Source organism: Fructobacillus evanidus, assembly GCF_963580165.1.
Taxonomy (GTDB): domain Bacteria; phylum Bacillota; class Bacilli; order Lactobacillales; family Lactobacillaceae; genus Fructobacillus; species Fructobacillus evanidus.
Map to the genome: position 1 here is coordinate 127,500 of NZ_CAUZLM010000003.1, position 17,564 is coordinate 145,063.

Below are 17,564 nucleotides of genomic sequence, written 5' to 3' on the forward strand. Positions count from 1 at the left end.
GATGCAAATTGATTTAAATTCGGACTTAGGCGAAAGTTTTGGAAAGTATAAGTTAGGCCTTGACGAAGAAGTACTAGAACAGGTTACGTCAGCCAATATCGCCTGTGGTTTCCATGCCGGTGACCCAACGGTGATGAAAACCACGGTAGCCTTGGCACTCAAAAATCAGACGGCCATTGGAGCTCATCCAGGTTTTCATGATTTGCAGGGATTTGGCCGCCGAAAAATTGAGATGGCACCAGCAGAAATCGAGGCGTTAGTTCAATATCAGGTTGGCGCTTTAGCTGCTTTTGTGCCAGGACACCGACTTCACCACGTCAAAGCGCATGGCGCACTCTATAATTTGGCCGCCAAGGACCGCCAAGTCGCGGATGCCGTTGTTGCTGGCATCAAAGCCGCTGATGAACAAACGGTTATTTATGGTTTAGCTAACAGCGAATTAATCAAATCAGCCAAAGCCGCTGGGATGAAATTTGCGCAAGAAGCCTTTGCCGACCGGAATTATGAAGCAGATGGGTCGCTCGTTTCGCGTAGCCAAGCAAATGCGGTGATTACTGATCCGGCTGTTGCTGCCAAACGGGCAGTCAAAATGATTCAAGACCAAGCAATTACCGCCGTGAACGGTGACGTCATCCCCACAGCCATCGATTCGATTTGCGTGCATGGCGATAACCAGGCGGCCATTTCCTTGGTCAAACAGATTCGAGAAGCATTAACCAAAGAGGGAATTTCGATTACTAGTCAACTATAAAGATAAAACGGAGCATTGATATGGAAAGTAAAGCGATTGTAAATGAAACAGCGCCACAAAAGCGCAGCGCCCGTTCAGTAGCAATGGGAGCGGCCTTCGTGATGGCCATGGCTGCTGTTGGGCCAGGATTTTTAACTCAAACAGCTACCTTTACTAGTAAGCTGGGACCAAATTTTGGTTTTGCGATTTTAGCAACGATTGTCATTGATGTTATCGTTCAATTGAATATTTGGCGAATTATCACTGTTTCTGGCAAACATGCCCAGCAAATTGCCAACGAGATTTTCCCAGGGCTTGGCTACTTTTTAACCTTTTTAATTGTTGTCGGTGGCTTTTTCTTTAATATCGGTAATGTTGCCGGAGCCGGATTAGGACTAAATGTACTGTTTGGCATTTCGCCCGAAAATGGGGCTGTGTTGGCCGCCATTTTTGCCATCGTTATTTTTTTGGTCCGCAACGCCCTTGTGGTGATGGACCACACGGTTCAAGTTTTAGCAGTCGTTAAAATTGCCATTTTGATTTACATTCTTTCGGTCACGACCGTGCCCGTTAGCAGTGCCTTAACGCACACTTTTGCACCAACGAGTATCGATTTTTATTCAATCGTGACAATTGTTGGTGGAACAGTTGGGGGCTACATTTCATTTTCTGGTGGTCACCGCTTATTAGAGGGTGGTGTTCGCGGAAAAGAAGGGTTGAAGTACGTCAATGAAGGCGCCTTGACGGGCATTGGTATCGCATCCGTTATCCGGATTATGCTCTTTCTCGCTGGCTTAGCAGTGGTGATGGCTGGCCATAAGTTGAACGCTCTGAACCCCGCAGCCGATATCTTTAAAATCGCTGCCGGTAATTTTGGTTTTAAGTTCTTTGGCTTATTGTTGTTTGCAGCCGGCATGACGTCAATTCTGGGGTCGACCTTTACTTCTGTTTCTTTCTTGAACTATTCAAATGATGCCGCTGGTAATCAAAAGTTTGAAAAGGCACGCCCAATCCTAGTGCTCACCTTTATTATTCTTTCAACGTTGTTCTTCTACTTGATTGGTAAGCCAGCCCAAATTCTCGTGATTGTGGGGGCTGTTAATGGGCTAATTTTGCCAGTCGCCTTAGGCATTCTTTTGATTGGTGCAAACAAAACGAAAATTATGGGTGCGGCATATAAGCATCCAGTTTTGCTCAGTGTTCTTGGTTGGATTGTCGTTGCTTTCATGACCTTTTCTGGTGTTGAAACGCTGATAACAACATTTTAAAGGGAGGCTGTATGGAACCCAAAATAAAAATGGCCGGCGATACCTGTATTAATCTGGAATTTCCTAATATCATGTCTGAAGAAGTAAGTGAACGTATCTTAAGCATTGCTAGAAGGATTGAAGCGCTGCATATTCCAGGTATTTTGGATATCGTACCGGCTTATCGTGAAGTCAGCTTTATGTTCGATCCCTTGGTTATCGACTTAGCTAATTTCAAAGAAATTTTAGCGCATGAACTGATATTAAAAACGCAAAATCAGTCGGTTCGCACGACAGCGGTGTTTGAAATTCCCGTGCTTTACAACGAAAAAGTTGGTCTTGATTTAAAGGAAGTGGCTGACATTCACGGCCTTTCAATGGATGAGGTGATTAGCCTGCATGCTAATCGTGAATATCGGATTTATATGCTTGGCTTCTTACCTGGATTTTCATTTTTGGGTGGCCTTGATCCTCGATTACACACGGCTCGTAAAGCAACACCCAGGTTAGAAATTCCTGCCGGATCGATTGCCATTGGCGGCGAACAGACTGGTTATTACCCGGTCACTTCACCGGGTGGCTGGCAAATCATTGGGCAAACGCCCTTAAAAATGTTCGATTCACAGCAGCCAACGGTTATCTTTCATGCAGGCGATGCCATTAAGTTTTTATCAATCGATGAGCAAAAATTTCGCCAACTAAAAAACGTGAGTGTAAACGATTATTTTTCAAAGGAGAAGACCGATGAATAAAATGATCATGGTTGATCCCGGTATCTTAGCAACTGTCCAAGATAAAGGGCGGATTGGTCACCAGGGTGAAGGTTTTTTAAACTCGGGTGCGATGGACGCCTATGCTTATGAATATGGGAATGCCCTTGTTGGCAACCATCCGAGTGAAAATAAGGCCAGTGTGGAGTTTGCGATAACTGGTGGCGTGGTTGAATTCACGGCCCCAACGGTAGTGGCAGTTACTGGTGCTCGAGTACAACTAACGCTAAATGGTGAGGAGATAATGCAAGACCGTCCTGTCTACGTTCAAAAAGGAGACGTTTTAAACTTTCGTCACTTATTGGAGGGGCGGTTTGTCTATCTAGCAGTCGCTGGTGGTGTTCAGGTACCAAGCATTTTAGGTTCACAATCGACAAGTATTTCCGTCAATTTAGGTGGTTTTCATGGTCGTCAGTTAGCCAAGGGTGACCGAATTTGTATTGCCGATTATGAACAAATCGATCAGGTTGATAGTCGGTTAACCAAAACAAAAATTGACATTCCCTCTAGTTTTCTTCAGCAAGACAGTATTGACGTTGTTCCTGGACCAGAGCAGGAGTGGTTTGATTCAAAAGAATGGCACAAGTTTGTGACGGCGCCCTATCAGCTTGGGCAGCATATTAATCGAATGGGCTACCGAATTGAGGGCCCAGAGCTCTCGTTTAAATCAGAAAATTTGCTTTCAGGAGCAAATTTGAACGGTGGTATCCAAGTTTCTAGAGATGGAAAATTAATTATTTTACTGGCGGACCGGGCAACCCACGGAGGCTATCCAGTGATTGCCAAGGTGATTGCTGCTGATTTAGGCGTGTTAGCCCAGTGGCCCGTTAAAAAAGCCTTGCAGTTTCGACAAGTTTCACTGGAGGCAGCTTGGGAACAATTGCGAATCCAGGCGAATGCTATCCAAGAAATCTATGACGCACACTTATGGCATTTAGTGACCCCAAGTCGAATGATGGCCGAAAGAATTAAGTTGCTATACCAGCAGCAGTAAGAAGGAGAAAAAATGTTAGCCAACCGTGTCAATGAAATTGCAGCGTCACCAAGATTAGCGATGGGAAAAACCGCTAAGGAAATGCTGGCAGCTGGAGAAGATGTCGTCAACCTTAGTCAGGGGGAGCCGGATTTCCAAACACCCGATAATATCAGTGAAGCAGCCATTCAAGCAATTAACAACCACCAAACTGATTTTTATACGGCCACTAGTGGCTTAAGCGAATTAAAACAAGCAATCGCAAAGCGAGCAAAAGCAGACTACGGTGTCACCGTTGATTCGGATCAAATTGCCGTGACAACGGGCGCAAAATTAGCACTATTTACTTTGATGCAAGTTTTAGTCAACCCTGGTGATTCCGTTGTGACTCCGGCACCGTTCTGGGTTAGTTATTCGGAGCAGGTAAAACTGGCCGGTGGCACTATGCAAGTGGTGCAAACAGAAGACTCTGATTTTAAAATTACAATCGAGCAATTAAATCAGTTGGAACAAACACCCAAGCTATTAATTTTAAATACACCAAATAATCCAAGTGGGGCGGTTTACACCGTTGATGAACTGCAGGCAATCGTTAATTGGACGAAAGAACATGACGTCTACCTGCTGGTGGATGAAATCTATGGGAAACTTGTTTATGGTCAAACACAATTTCATTCAGTTCTCGAACTAACAGAACTCAAAAATAGCCAAGTGATTGTGATTAACGGCGTTTCCAAGGCCTATGCTATGACCGGCTGGCGGATTGGTTGGGCCCTGGCAGATAGTCAGATTATTCAAGCGATGAATAAAATTTTGGGCCATCTGACCTCAAATCCGACTGCCGCTGCTCAGTATGCAGCCATCGAGGCCTTGAATGGTCCTCAAGATAGCGTCTCAAAGATGCAGGCGACATTTGAAAATCGCTTGAATTATATGTACACGGCGATGCAAAATATTCCAAATATCAGTATTCCCTTTAAACCTGAAGGCTCTTTTTATATCTTCTTTAAAATTGACCCTGATTTTATGAAAAAGCATGGTTACCAGAATACCAATGAGGTTTCTATGGCATTGTTGAAAGAGCAGCTCGTAGCCGTACCGTCCGGGGAAGGCTTTGGGATGCCCGGGTACTTGCGTTTGTCTTATGCCAAATCAGAAAAAGACCTGACAAAAGCAATTCAACGCTTCAAAAGCTTTTTTACTAACTAAAGATTAGACTCACGTAAATGTTGTGCAATCTAAAAAAGAGACTCACTTAATGATTGTTAAGGGAGCCTCTTTTTTAATAAGTAAACTTATAGTTTTTCATCTTTTTGTTGTTTACGGACCTCTGTTAGCTGGTTATTAATCGAAGCAAGCATCTCCATTTGCATTTTTTGGATCTGCATATTATTCGGTTGGTCTTGCTGGATAAGGTGGTCAATCTTTGAGTGGAGAATTCTGATTTCTTCTTCGGATTTTAAATTGACGTGGTAATCGTTTTTTGATTCCATTCGGTCATAGGTACTTGACCGGTTCTGGCTCATCATGATTAAGGGTGCCTGGATGGCAGCAATAATACTCAAGAAGAGGTTTAAAAGAATGAATGGGAATGGATCGAAGTGGAGGCCAAAGAGGTGAACGGAGTTAATGAAAATCCAGACAATGATGATGCCAATAAAGGTGATTACAAAGGGCCACGAACCACCAAAGCGGGCAACGGCATCGGCTACTTTTTGGCCAAATGTTAACGTGGTTTCCAATTGCTTTTCAACATCAATCACACGATAACTGTCTTTGGACATTAACCGCGTCATTCGTTCATTAATTTGCCGATTTTTGTGTGAATCCTCGTTAATCATTTTATCCATTTTTTGTAGCCGGTAACGCACGAGGTGCTCACTACAAATAAAGCTATTGTTAGCAGCCTTTGGGTAGTCTTTTTGAATCAGGCTTGCGATATATGGGTCCAGCTCATGGATAAAGTTACCATCAATCAAGTCGTATTCGCGATGATCGACCAGGCACCAGAGTGCATCATTTACCTGTACTTTTTCGTTTTTTTTCATGATTCAGCCTTTCTAATATGTATTAAGTCACTAAACGATGTCAGAACGTCGCTCTTTAATACGTGCTCATTGGTATTATTTTAACATAGTAACAATTTGACAGGCTGAACAAGCAGCTAATTTAAGAAAATTTAAACAACAGAATTTAAGCCCATGAGCAGTTGATTAGCAGAAAAATGCTATAATCTAGTTAAGAACTCCGCTTTCGGATGAGGCGAGAATTTGAGGAAAATTGATGTTTATTAAGCGTAGCTTTCAAATTGCTTTTTCTGCTTTTATTGTATTGTTACTGTTAAATCAGGCATTAAACCAACACCTTGAAAATCTGATTGCGATTTTGCTGTTGATTCCGGCTCTGATGGCCGGCTATTCGGCAATTACGCATCTTAATTTTGTAAAAAAACCAGCATTTTTGCTGGGTATTACGGTGCTTTGTACCGTCCTCAATCTTTTACTTTTACTCTACGTTGCCCTTCATTTTCAAATTAACGATGTTTCAGATCCACTGAACGTCCAAATTAAGGCAACCGAACTCCTGCATGGCAATCAGAATTGGCACAGCAATTTTGATGGAGGTCAGGAATACTTTTATGTGTATCCCAACCTCGTTTTCTTTACTGTTTTAATTAGTAAAGTGATGGCCTTTGCCCAGTCAGTTGGTCTCTCTATTCAACTGGCGTTGCGACTGATGAACTTTTTCTTGTTAGCTATGGTGACAATTTTCACCTTGCTGACGAGTTGGCGCTTAAGTAAAAATATCAAGGCGATTGCTTTGACGGCTGTCATCTTACTTTTTTACCCAGTGATGTACCTTTACCCCAATATGGTGACCTATACGGACACCTGGGCGATTTCTTGTACCACGGTTGTTTTTTATTTAGTGGCGATTGTCCTCACAAGTCAACGACGATTGGTAGTAGTGGGGGCAAATCTGGCCATGATTATCGTTTATGGTTTGCTGTACGCTATTAAGCCTAATATGGTGATTTTGCTGCCGGCGGTAGCAGTCCTGATTTTCATGACTTTTTTCTTGAAGATGTCTGAAAAGTGGCGGGTGGTGGCCATTGCCGGTTCCCTCGCTTTAGGAGTCATCACGGCAACAGTGACGACAAAGTCAATTGCTAGCTCAAATGGCTACAGCCAAAGTGCACAGAAAAAGATTGCCTTACCAGCAACTCATTGGATTAACATGGGGCTCAACCCACTTGGTTCGAGTGGCAAGGGGGCTTATGATTTCAATGATGAGAGCCTTGATATTGAGCGCAAGTTCGAAAATAAGACCTATTTAACTACAGATTCAATCAAGGATCGGCTAGAAATGCTTGGTCTTGGCGGCTGGTTCAAATTAGCATTAGACAAATCGCAGACTTTGCTCGGAACGCCGCTCTTTGGTTTTGGCCGCTATGCCAGTGGTTATGCTAAGGCACCAGGATTTTACCTTCACCATCAGATGATGCTGATTACCTTCTTTTCTATTGTTGCCACGACAACTGTTTTATTGGCGGGCAGCCAACTATTGATTAAAGTTTGGCAGCCTTATGGAGACCAGCCAATCACAACAGTTCAGACCGTCTTTTCTTATTTAGTTGGTATCGCAGCCATCGGTTTGACGCTCTTTCACACTTTTATCTGGGAAGTTGAACCACGCTACTTTTTGCCAATGCTCTACCCAGTAGTAACCTTGATTGGCATGGTGGGGGGCGTCCAGCGCTTGCCCGCTTTACAAATTGTTCGGCCAAAAGCAAATGTTAATTGGACAAAACTCCTGATTTTGCCCGTCACGAGCATTCTTTTCTTAGGGTTGACACTTTCCTCAGCAAAAAGCATTCCCGGTATGGCCTATGGAAACATGGAATATCCAATCCGCTTAACCATCTTGCAGCCTGTAAAGGCACCAGCGGCATTACGTTTTTCACTGCCAGTGCCAGAGGCGGTTAATGTCTTAAAAGTCGATATCCGTCCCGAATCTGGTCAAAGTGTTTCACTTAGTACCGGTCAGCAATTGACACCGATGAACGGTCACTATGTTTTAGTGAGACACTTTGCGGCTAACCAGAAGATTGAGGTTATTATTCAACGCGATGAGACCAAAGCTAGGCGACCACTGATTTTGTATCGGCAACCGACACTTTACAAGCAGCTTTTTCATGGCTCGAGCGTGACTATTGATGGCAAACGTTATTATCTGCCGTATGAAATGGATATTTATGATCGGAAGCCGTTTGAGCTTCTGGATGTGAATAATCAACCAGTGCTCCGGTAATTTGACCGTTGTTAAGTCAGCCACTCCCCAAATTTCAAGGGGAGTGTTTTTTTTGCTGTATTTGACGGCGTCAAGTATCCATGCTATTCTAATTCTACATAATGCTTTCAAATAGGTTTTATTATGATAAGTTAACTTATTTTATTATCAAAAACAAAGGAGAAAACATGCAATTTATCCCGCTAAATCAGACTAATCATGATTATTGGCAAACAATCTATCGTGAGGCATTTCCTGCAAGCGAACAAATTGATTTTCAAGAGTTAAAGCAAAAAGAAGCCGATCATGATCAGATTAAAATGGTAGTGCTTGTTAATGGCGAACAAAATGTTGGGATTGCTTATTTCGTTGACTTAAAGGAGAAAGCCTTTGTCCTTTATTTAGCTGTTGATCAATCAATTCGTGGCCAGGGGATTGGTGGCAAAATACTATCAGCTTTGAAAGAACGTTATCCAAAGGGGATTATTCTGGAATCTGAAAGTACGCTGGAGGATGCCGATAACCAGCAGCAACGTGAGGCCCGTTATCATTTTTATTTGAAAAATGGTTTTATTGACACTAAAAAAATTGCTCACAATATGGAAAGGGACTTTCATCTGTTGACGAGTAATTCGGATTGTTCCGTTGCCGATTATTTAGGTTCGATGAAAATACTGGGGCAGGAAACCTCAGTCATTTAATTTTAATATTTATTCGATAGTCAACGCTTTTATGCTGAAAAAACGGCATAAAAGCGTTTTAAAATTATAAATTAATTTAAATATATGAATTTTTTTCTGTTTGATTGTTCTAAATAACCATGATACTCTAGAAAGGTAGTTGGGGATTATCAACTAGCTGTGTCAGCCAAGAAGCAGCCAGTTGATAGTTCATCAATTTCAAAAAATAAAAACGTAAATGTTACGACGCACTACTTCGACTGTAGGTTTTAAACGCGCCTTTTTTGCGTGCAAAAAGTTTTAGGCTGAGAACAAAATATTTTAAAATCAATACTCGATTATATGCTGACTAGCATTAGGAGAGCAAAAGATTATGATCAAAGTCCGCGATATGACGGTCGCTTACGATAGCGCTCCCGTCTTCACGAACCTGTCAATTCAATTTGAACCTGGAAAAATCACCGGGATTATCGGTCCTAATGGCGCTGGTAAGTCAACGATGATTAAAGGGCTTTTAGGGTTGACCAGCAAGCAGTCCGGAACGGCTACTTTAGCAGACCAACCGATTGCAAAACAACTCAAGCATATTGCTTACGTTGAACAACGAGCTGCCCTCGATTTGACATTTCCAATTAACGTTTTGGACACGGTTTTAACTGGGACCTATCCGAACCTCGGTCTCTTTAAAGTGCCTGGAAAAAAAGAGGAAAAGGCCGCTCTAGCAGCCTTAACCGACGTTAAGCTAGCTGAATTTAGTCAGCGACAAATCAGCGAATTATCCGGTGGTCAGCTGCAACGAGTCTTTGTGGCTCGAGCAATTGTCCAAGATGCCGATGTCATTATTTTGGATGAACCATTTGTTGGGATTGACATGAAATCAGAAGCCGACATCATGGCCATTTTGAAAAAATGGCGGGCTGCCGGCAAAACAATTATCGTCGTTAACCATGATTTGAACAAGGTGACGACTTACTTTGATGACCTTGTCATCATTAACCACGGGATTGTGGCCCAAGGTCAAACACAGGCCGTGTTTACGAAAAAGAATATTGCTACCGCTTTTAGCGGCGACCTGTCGAGCATTCTTTTTGATGAAGAGGAGGCTGCCCATGAATAGTATTACGCTCTTTCTTGATGGTTTAATGAAGTATAACTTCTTGCAAACAGCCCTGATTACCGCCGTACTCGTCGGTATCATGTCTGGAATTGTTGGCTCCTTTATTATTTTGCGTGGGATGTCTCTCATGGGCGATGCCATTTCGCACGCGGTGTTGCCAGGGGTAGCAGTTGCCTACATGCTTGGGATCAATCTGTTGATTGGAGCCTCAATTTTTGGTCTCTTGGCCGCCATGTTGATTGGCTTTGTGACGATGAAGTCGAATTTAAAAAATGATACCGCAATTGGGATTGTTTTCTCTTCCTTTTTCGCACTCGGCTTTATCCTGATTTCAATGGCGGAATCAACTACGAATTTGCACCACATCTTATTTGGAAATGTTTTGGCCGTTTCTGACCAAGACCTGATTACTACAGCCATTGTGTTAGTGGTGGTTGTCTTATTCGTCGTGCTTTTCTACAAGGAATTGTTGATTACGTCCTTTGATAATACCTTTGCTAGAGCCTATGGCTTGCAAACGCAAGTTTTGCATTATGGCTTGATGCTGATTTTAACGTTAGTAACCGTGACCGCACTGCAAACGGTTGGAATTATTTTGATTGTGGCGATGCTGATTACACCGGCCGCAACAGCTTACTTATTAACAAATAAGATGTCATCCATGATTATGATTGCAGCGACCTTTTCGGTTTTTGCATCCGTCATTGGACTGTACTTTAGCTTTACCTTTAACTGGGCTTCCGGTCCGGCAATTGTCTTGACTGCCGCCGTGTTCTTCTTATTGGCCTTTCTCTTTTCGCCAAAGCAGGGCATTCTAATTAAAAAGCGAGTAGTGAACTAAAATTTGTAGTGAAAGAAGATGATAAAAGCGATATAAGCGCATTCAGAATTGAGGAAAATTGAATATGATTAAGCGATTAACAATTGTTGGGCTGGCAGCGCTGGCGTTGTTAGCGGGTGTCTTTTACTTTGTCAATGAGAGTCAGACAGGTAAAACTAGTCGAAGCGGTAAATTACAGGTTATTGCGACAAACTCAATTATTGGAAACATGGTTGAAGAAGTTGCTGGCAACAAGGTTAAGTTACACACGATTGTTCCCCGCGGAACTGACCCTCATGAGTACGAACCACGGCCACAAGACGTGAAGGCAACACAGGAAGCCGATGTTTTGTTCCACAATGGTTTTAATCTGGAAACCGGTGGGTCTGGTTGGTTTAAAAAGATGTACCAAAATGCTGGTAAGAAGGCCAATGAACAAGTCTTTGCTGTCTCGGATGGTGTTGCCGCTAAGCATTTGACGGACGCCGGTAAAGAAAATGAAATGGATCCCCATGCTTGGTTAGATATACAAAACGGGATTAAGTATGTCCAAAACATTGAAAAGGTTTTGATTGAAAAGGATCCAAAGAATAAGAGTACTTACCAAAAGAATGCTGCTGCATACATTGAAAAGCTGACGAAGTTAGACCAAAGTGCCAAGACCAAGTTTAACAATATCCCAGCTGATAAGAAGCTTTTGGTGACTTCCGAAGGTGCCTTTAAGTACTTCTCGGCAGCCTATGGCATCACACCAGCCTTTATTTGGGAAATTAACACCGAGTCACAAGGTACACCAGAACAGATGAAGACTGTTTTGGAAAAGATTCGCGCAACCAAGGTACCTGTTCTCTTTGTTGAAAGTTCTGTATCACCAAAGTCAATGGACAAGGTTTCTAAGGAAACTGGTTTGCCAATTTACGCTAAGATTTATACAGATTCACTAGCCAAAGAAGGTAAGCCCGGCGATACTTACTATGGCATGATGAAGTGGAACTTGGACAAGATTTCAGAAGGTCTGTCAAAGTAAAATCAGTGGCTTGATAGGCTTGGGAAGCCAATTGTACGAACAGCCTGTTAGAGCTGATAAAAATAAAATAGTTCTAATCAGTTGACAAATTAAAATTCAATGCTATTATTAAAGCAATATTAGAAAAAAGGGCGGAAAAATAACGATGATGATGCAAATGTGCTGTTCTCGAATGTTGAAACAATAAATGAGTACTTAATCTGGTGTTTGGTTCTCATTTATTGTCGAACGTTATGTTCCATATTTGAGAACCATCATTGGATTCGCACAACATTGTTATCGTAACAATTTTAGTTCTTTATGTCGGGGACTAGTGTCTATCAGAAATGGTGGATACTAGTCCTTTTTTCTTTGTTTTGAGAAGGGAGCATCAATGAAATTAACTACTGCAACTGAAACAATTACTGATTTGAGTGCCATACGACACTACTTTCATCAGCATCCAGAACTCTCGAGCCAAGAATATCAGACAACGGCATTAATTAAGGCTTACTTAGCTGATTTGGGCTATACAATTATCACCCCAAAAGCCTTACAAACTGGCGTTATTGCTGAAATTGGCCCAGAAAACGCGCAACACACAGTCGCTTTGCGAGCCGATATTGATGCGCTACCAATTCAAGAACAAACGAACCTCGATTTTGCTTCTGAAAATGCCGGTACCATGCATGCCTGTGGTCATGATTTTCATCTTACTTCTTTACTAGGAGCCGCTGAAAAGATTAAAGAAAATGCAGACAAATTGACTGTAAAGGTACGATTAATTTTTCAGCCAGCAGAGGAAACGCATGTTGGCGCAGAGCAAGTAATCGCAAGTGGCGGTTTAGAAGGCGTGGACGTGATTGTCGGTTATCACAATCACCCGAACTTACCCGTTGGCCAAATCAGTGTGGGGAATGGTGGCCGCAACGCGGCTGTTGACCAATTCTCTGTTAAGTTAACGGGCGTTGGTGGTCATGCTGCCAAGCCGCATGAAAACATTGACCCCATTTTAGCATTGGCTAGTACCGTCACGGCTTTACAAAGTATCGTTAGCCGCTCGCTCAATCCTTACCGGCAAAGTGTTTTATCGGTTACCCATATTGAAGGGGGGCAGACATGGAACGTTATTCCTGATAGTACCTGGTTTGAAGGAACAATTCGTACCTTTGGAGACCATGACCGTGCTAGAGCCAAAGAGCAGTTCTACCAAATTATTAATGGTCAAGCGGCGGCGTATGGCATTTCAGCAGAAATTGAGTGGATTCCTGGTCCGCCAGTGCTCGAAAATGACCCAATCTTGACGGATATTCTAGCCGAAAATATCCAATACCATGCTGATTTGGTAAACTTCCCGCCATCAGCTGGTGGTGAGGACTTTGCTTTTTATACGAGTAAAGTTCCCAGTGTGTTTGCAGAAATTGGCAGTGGTGGTAACTCAGGCTTGCACCATTCTGATTTAATCTTAGATGATGCGGGGTTAGAAACCGCCATCACCTGGTACTATCAGTCAGTTTTGCGGTTACAAGATTACTTTGCTGAAAAGGGAGAAGAAGCATGAAAAAAAGATATTGGTTGACCGGTTTGATTCTAGTTTTGATTGTGATTGCTGGAATTTGGTCCTTTTATCCGCACCAGTCAAATAATAAAAAAGGGACGATTACATTAGCAAGTTCACCCGGTCCTTACAGCGAACTCTTTTTAAAGGGCGTGAAACCTATTTTGGAAAAAGAGGGTTACACGGTTGAAAACAAGTCCTTTACTAACCTATTAAATGCCGACATTGCCCTGAATGAGGGCCAAGTTAATTTAAATGTTGATCAACACACCGCTTATTTGAATAATTTTAATAAGGAAAAGAATGGCAAATTGACGGCATTGACAAAGATTCCAACAGTTCCGATGGGACTGTATCCTGCACAAAAGCACTCTTTGAAATCCGTTAGTGATGGCGATACGATTGCGGTTCCAAATGATCCATCCAATACGGCACGGGCTTATCAATTACTGGAAAAAGCGGGTTGGATTAAGCTGCGTTCCGGCGTGAACCCAATTACGGCGACCAAAAATGATATTGTTGAAAATAAGTACAATTTGAACTTTAAGGAAATCGATTCGTCAACAATTCCTCGGGTAACCAATGACTTTAGTTATGTGATTCTTCCTGGTTCTGTTGCCTATAATGCCAAGGTCTCTTCAAAGAAGATGTTGGTAGCAGAAAAAATTCAAAGCGATTACTATTTGGTAGCGACAACGACGAAAAAGGATGCAGACACCAAGTGGGCAAAGGCTGTACAAAAGGCCTACGAATCAAAGGAGTTTGCCAATTATGTGAAGAAGCATAATGATGACAACTATTGGGTCATCCCACAATAACTAGGTTCGATTCCCTAAAATCAAGGGATCCGTTTTAATAGAAGTCAACCTCGTCACGAGTTTTGACTTCTTTTTATTTGAGTCATCCTTGGTTTAACCGCTATAATAGGTTTATGTAAGATTTCTGTTTGCTAGTTAATTGGCAACACGATTCATGACTGGAGAAATGTAAATGGCCCAAAAAAGACAAGTAAGCACAACCGGACGTCTGATGAAGTACATTTTGCAAGGTCTTCATGTCCTACCTGATTTAACAAACGAGAGGGCCTATCAACGGGCGGTTATTGCCAGCCAAAAACCATATCGATTGGCCTTTTTGAACCGGTTACTGTTTGGTGCGACAGAATATAATGGTCGTAATAATGTTTTAGAAATCAGTCCGAAGTACGTAGACGACCGGCAACTCATTTTTTACCTCCACGGTGGAGGCTATTGGGACCAACCTTCAATCATGCACTACCGTTTGCTGAAAAAGTTGGCCGACCAAACACAACATCGAATTATCATGCCAATTTATCCAAAGGCGCCTCAGCACCAGGCACAAGAAAGCATTCAATGGACCAAGGATGCTTTCCTGGAAACGCTAGAAAAGGAACAGATTGATGTCAATCAAATTGTGCTAATGGGTGATTCAGCTGGTGCCGGTCTGGCGTTGTCTCTTTTGCAACAGTTACGTGATGCAAAACTTGCCTTGCCAAAACAGCTGATCTTGATTTCACCGTGGTTTGATATCAGCGATACCAACCATGAGATGAAGGTAGTGCAACCCTTCGACCCGATGTTAGAAGTCGCTGTCTTAGACATCATGGCTGCCGGTTACCAGGGTGAGCTTGATTTGGATGATCCATTAATTAGCCCGCTCTATGCTGATTTTGCCAACATGCCAGCCATTAACGTGATTACGGGTACTTATGATGTCTTGCATCCTGATGCCGTGAAGTTTCAGGAGATTGCTGATGATGGCGGTTGGGACGTGCACACGACCATTTACCCAGAAATGTACCATGATTTTCCTGAAATTCCGATTCCAGAAGGAAAGGCCGCCATTCAACAAATGGTCCAATTAATCAAAGAAAGATAAATGAATGCCCAAAGTAATTCTTGTCACCGGTGCCACTAGCGGTATCGGTCATCAAACCAGCCAATTATTAGCAGAACAAGGACACATCGTTTATGGTGCTGGCCGTCGAGTCGAGAAACTCGCCGACTTAGAAAAAGTTGGGGTTCAGCCCCTCAAACTCGATTTGACCGATGAAGAATCCTGCCGACAAGCGGTCGAGACCATTTTGGCTGACCAAGGACGCATTGACGTATTGATTAACAATGCGGGCTACGGTTCGTATGGTGCTGTTGAGGATGTGGCTCTCGAGGAGGCCAAACGTCAGTTCAATGTTAATTTATTTGGCTTGGCCCAATTAATCAAATTAGTTTTGCCAACAATGCGAAAACAACAGTCCGGACGGATTATCAACGTCTCGTCGATGGCCGGACGAATGGCCAGCTACTTTGGTGCGTGGTACCATGCCACCAAGTTTGCTTTAGAGGGCTTTAGTGATTCATTGCGAATGGAGCTAAAGCCATTTGGCATTGACGTCGTCTTGGTCGAGCCCGGCCTAATTAAAACGGATTGGGGACTGATTGCCGCTGATCATCTGGCCTCTTCAGCGGCTGGTGGTCCATACGAGAGGGCTGCCCGGCAAACAGCCGGTGGCATGAAAAAGCAGTACCAGGGCCGATTATTGTCCCAGCCAATCTTGATTGCAAAAACCTTGGTGAAAATTGTTAACCAGAAACAGCCTCGAGCTCGTTACTTGCTTGGTTTTGCAGCCAAGCCATTGGTCTTCTTGCGCACCATCCTGCCAGCACGATGGTTTGATGCATTGATGCGCCACGTTGTGAGAGGCTAAATCAGAACTGATTGAATCAAAAATCACCGTAAATATACTAAAAGGGCCTCAACGTACATACACGCTGAGGCCCTTTATAAATTCTGATGGACAACTTTTAACACATATCCATGCCCATCTTTTTGTATGAATCCAGACTCTTAATCTGTAAATCTTCGACGGCGCAACCGCGTTCTTCTGCCAAGGCATTCATTAGGGTATCCATGGCCATTAAATCGTACTTCTTTTCTGGCTCTTCTGGCGTGTAAACCTGCATCTGCGCCATCATGCCACCATCCTCGTGCTCGATAATATGGCAGTGGTACATAAAGACACCGGCGAAGTTGAACTTCATCTTAATCCGAACGGTTTCCCCGGGATTGACGGCAACAGTATCCTTGTAACCGAGTTCGTTTGGGTAGGGAGCTTGACCGTTGCGGGAAACAATCTGGAAGGAGCCACCATGCATGTGGTAGGGGTGAAGCATCCCACCGCAGCAATCATTGGTATTGGTAATGTCCCAGTATTCCGTCTTACCGATTTCTTGGCGGTCATCGATGCGCATCATCCCAAACTTTAAACCGTTAATGGTGATTTCCTCATCCGTTCCGGCCAAGACAACCTGGTGAACGAGTGCATCCGGATCAACATCTGGGTAGCTGATTTCCGCTAATTTGTCCGGTAAGGTTGTTTCGTCAGTCACAAAATCCTTGATGTTAAAAATCAGAATTGGCGTGTCATCCGAGTACAGCGTTACCTGGTCGCCGGCCTTGTAACCACTAAAGTCGATGATAAACTCTGCTCGCTCAGCACAAGTTAGCATACACTTGGTCATCTGAACCGGCTCTGGTAAGAGACCGCCATCGGAAGCGATTTGCGTCATCATCAAATCATCTGAAAGGTGCAGGCGCCACTCTCGTCGGTTCGAACCATCCAAAAATCGTAGGCGCAACTTTTGGGTTGTCACGTCAAAGTTTGGGTTAACCGTCCCATTGATGAGGGCCGTTGGGCCAGCGGTTCCATCGGGATCATAGTCGGCATCATAGTCCCACTGGTTGTCTTCGTGAAAACGGCGGTCTTGAAGGACGATTGGCAAATCATCAACGCCATAGTTGTGTGGCAAGGCCAAGCTGTCTTCATGGTCATCTTCAACGTAGACCATTGCGGCCAAGCCATGCCAGACGTCCCAACCGGTTAATGGGCAAGGATGGGCGTGCAACCAAGTGGTTGCGGCCGGTTGGTTGACGGTAAAAGTAATCTCTTTTTCCTCACCGGGATAAATTGGTGCGTGACAACCACCATCGATAAAGGGACCGGGCACATCCAAGCCATGCCAGTGGAAAGTTGTTAACTCAGGTAAACTATTCTTTAGCGTAACGTGATAGGTTTTACCGCTACGAAAAACAATAGTTTGCCCCAATAAACTCTGATTGTAACCCCAGGTTTTGGTTTTAGCACCGGGTAAAATCTGTGTTTCGCCTGGTTGGGCATGAACTGTCAGCCAGACCTCCGTATCCGTTTCCCGATCGGGCTTCAAGATACTAGGAATTGTTAGTGGTACGCGGGGTGCATCGTAAACCTCTAAAGGGACGTAGCCGCCATCATGATAGTCATAAGCTGTTTCGTTAAAAAAGTAATCCTGGTAAACAGGCTTTTCTTCTGTCGACAT

At 43.4% G+C, this 17,564-nt stretch carries 16 protein-coding genes; 14 read left to right on the top strand and 2 right to left on the bottom strand.

The annotated features are described in order from the left end of the window. Position 1 precedes the first annotated feature (1 nt). From AABI08_RS02980 to AABI08_RS03000, 5 genes are read left to right on the top strand one after another with little or no spacing between them, the layout of a single operon-like run. Positions 2-751 (top strand): LamB/YcsF family protein, encoded by a 750-nt coding sequence (locus tag AABI08_RS02980; protein WP_338343811.1) that lies wholly within the window; start codon positions 2-4, stop codon positions 749-751. A gap of 20 nt (positions 752-771) precedes the next feature. After that, positions 772-1,998 (top strand): NRAMP family divalent metal transporter, encoded by a 1,227-nt coding sequence (locus AABI08_RS02985; RefSeq protein ID WP_338343810.1) that lies wholly within the window; start codon positions 772-774, stop codon positions 1,996-1,998. Positions 1,999-2,009: 11 nt separating this feature from the next. Next, positions 2,010-2,729, top strand: coding sequence for a 5-oxoprolinase subunit PxpB (gene pxpB, locus AABI08_RS02990; protein WP_338343809.1), 720 nt, complete (start codon positions 2,010-2,012; stop codon positions 2,727-2,729). After that, positions 2,722-3,741, top strand: coding sequence for a 5-oxoprolinase subunit C family protein (locus AABI08_RS02995; RefSeq protein ID WP_338343808.1), 1,020 nt, complete (start codon positions 2,722-2,724; stop codon positions 3,739-3,741). Before pxpB ends, AABI08_RS02995 begins: the two co-directional genes overlap by 8 nt. Before the next feature lie 12 nt (positions 3,742-3,753). Further along, positions 3,754-4,929: a pyridoxal phosphate-dependent aminotransferase gene (locus tag AABI08_RS03000; protein WP_338343807.1), complete on the top strand. Its 1,176-nt coding sequence runs from the start codon at positions 3,754-3,756 to the stop codon at positions 4,927-4,929. A gap of 86 nt (positions 4,930-5,015) precedes the next feature. Here AABI08_RS03000 and AABI08_RS03005 read toward each other — a convergent pair whose 3' ends face one another. After that, positions 5,016-5,768, bottom strand: a complete 753-nt coding sequence (locus AABI08_RS03005; RefSeq protein ID WP_338343806.1) for a DUF1003 domain-containing protein — start codon at positions 5,766-5,768, stop codon at positions 5,016-5,018. A 235-nt stretch (positions 5,769-6,003) separates the two neighbouring features. Between AABI08_RS03005 and AABI08_RS03010 the strand changes: the two genes are divergently transcribed. The 9 genes from AABI08_RS03010 (at position 6,004) to AABI08_RS03050 (ending at position 15,916) form a co-directional block, all read left to right on the top strand. Further along, the gene (locus tag AABI08_RS03010; RefSeq protein WP_338343805.1) at positions 6,004-8,031 is read left to right on the top strand and encodes a glycosyltransferase family protein; all 2,028 of its coding nucleotides are present in this window, start codon (positions 6,004-6,006) and stop codon (positions 8,029-8,031) included. Positions 8,032-8,198: 167 nt separating this feature from the next. Next, on the top strand, positions 8,199-8,711 hold the full coding sequence (locus AABI08_RS03015; RefSeq protein ID WP_338343804.1) for a GNAT family N-acetyltransferase: 513 nt from the start codon (positions 8,199-8,201) through the stop codon (positions 8,709-8,711). 352 nt (positions 8,712-9,063) lie between these two features. Continuing rightward, complete coding sequence (locus tag AABI08_RS03020) at positions 9,064-9,807, top strand: metal ABC transporter ATP-binding protein (RefSeq protein ID WP_338343803.1); 744 nt, start codon at positions 9,064-9,066, stop codon at positions 9,805-9,807. Then, a complete protein-coding gene (locus tag AABI08_RS03025; RefSeq protein ID WP_338344202.1) occupies positions 9,800-10,648 on the top strand; it encodes a metal ABC transporter permease in 849 nt (282 codons plus the stop codon). Before AABI08_RS03020 ends, AABI08_RS03025 begins: the two co-directional genes overlap by 8 nt. A gap of 64 nt (positions 10,649-10,712) precedes the next feature. Beyond that, a complete protein-coding gene (locus AABI08_RS03030; RefSeq protein WP_338343801.1) occupies positions 10,713-11,654 on the top strand; it encodes a metal ABC transporter substrate-binding protein in 942 nt (313 codons plus the stop codon). 373 nt (positions 11,655-12,027) lie between these two features. Next, the gene (locus tag AABI08_RS03035; protein WP_338343800.1) at positions 12,028-13,194 is read left to right on the top strand and encodes an amidohydrolase; all 1,167 of its coding nucleotides are present in this window, start codon (positions 12,028-12,030) and stop codon (positions 13,192-13,194) included. Then, a complete protein-coding gene (locus tag AABI08_RS03040; protein WP_338343799.1) occupies positions 13,191-14,009 on the top strand; it encodes a MetQ/NlpA family ABC transporter substrate-binding protein in 819 nt (272 codons plus the stop codon). The genes AABI08_RS03035 and AABI08_RS03040 overlap by 4 nt, the downstream gene beginning before the upstream one ends. 172 nt (positions 14,010-14,181) lie before the next feature. Next, a complete protein-coding gene (locus AABI08_RS03045) occupies positions 14,182-15,090 on the top strand; it encodes an alpha/beta hydrolase (RefSeq protein ID WP_338343798.1) in 909 nt (302 codons plus the stop codon). Positions 15,091-15,094: 4 nt separating this feature from the next. Further along, positions 15,095-15,916, top strand: coding sequence for an oxidoreductase (locus AABI08_RS03050; RefSeq protein ID WP_338343797.1), 822 nt, complete (start codon positions 15,095-15,097; stop codon positions 15,914-15,916). Between the two features lie 97 nt (positions 15,917-16,013). On the opposite strand, the gene AABI08_RS03055 is transcribed toward AABI08_RS03050, so the two are convergent. Further along, positions 16,014-17,564 (bottom strand): multicopper oxidase family protein, encoded by a 1,551-nt coding sequence (locus AABI08_RS03055; RefSeq protein ID WP_338343796.1) that lies wholly within the window; start codon positions 17,562-17,564, stop codon positions 16,014-16,016.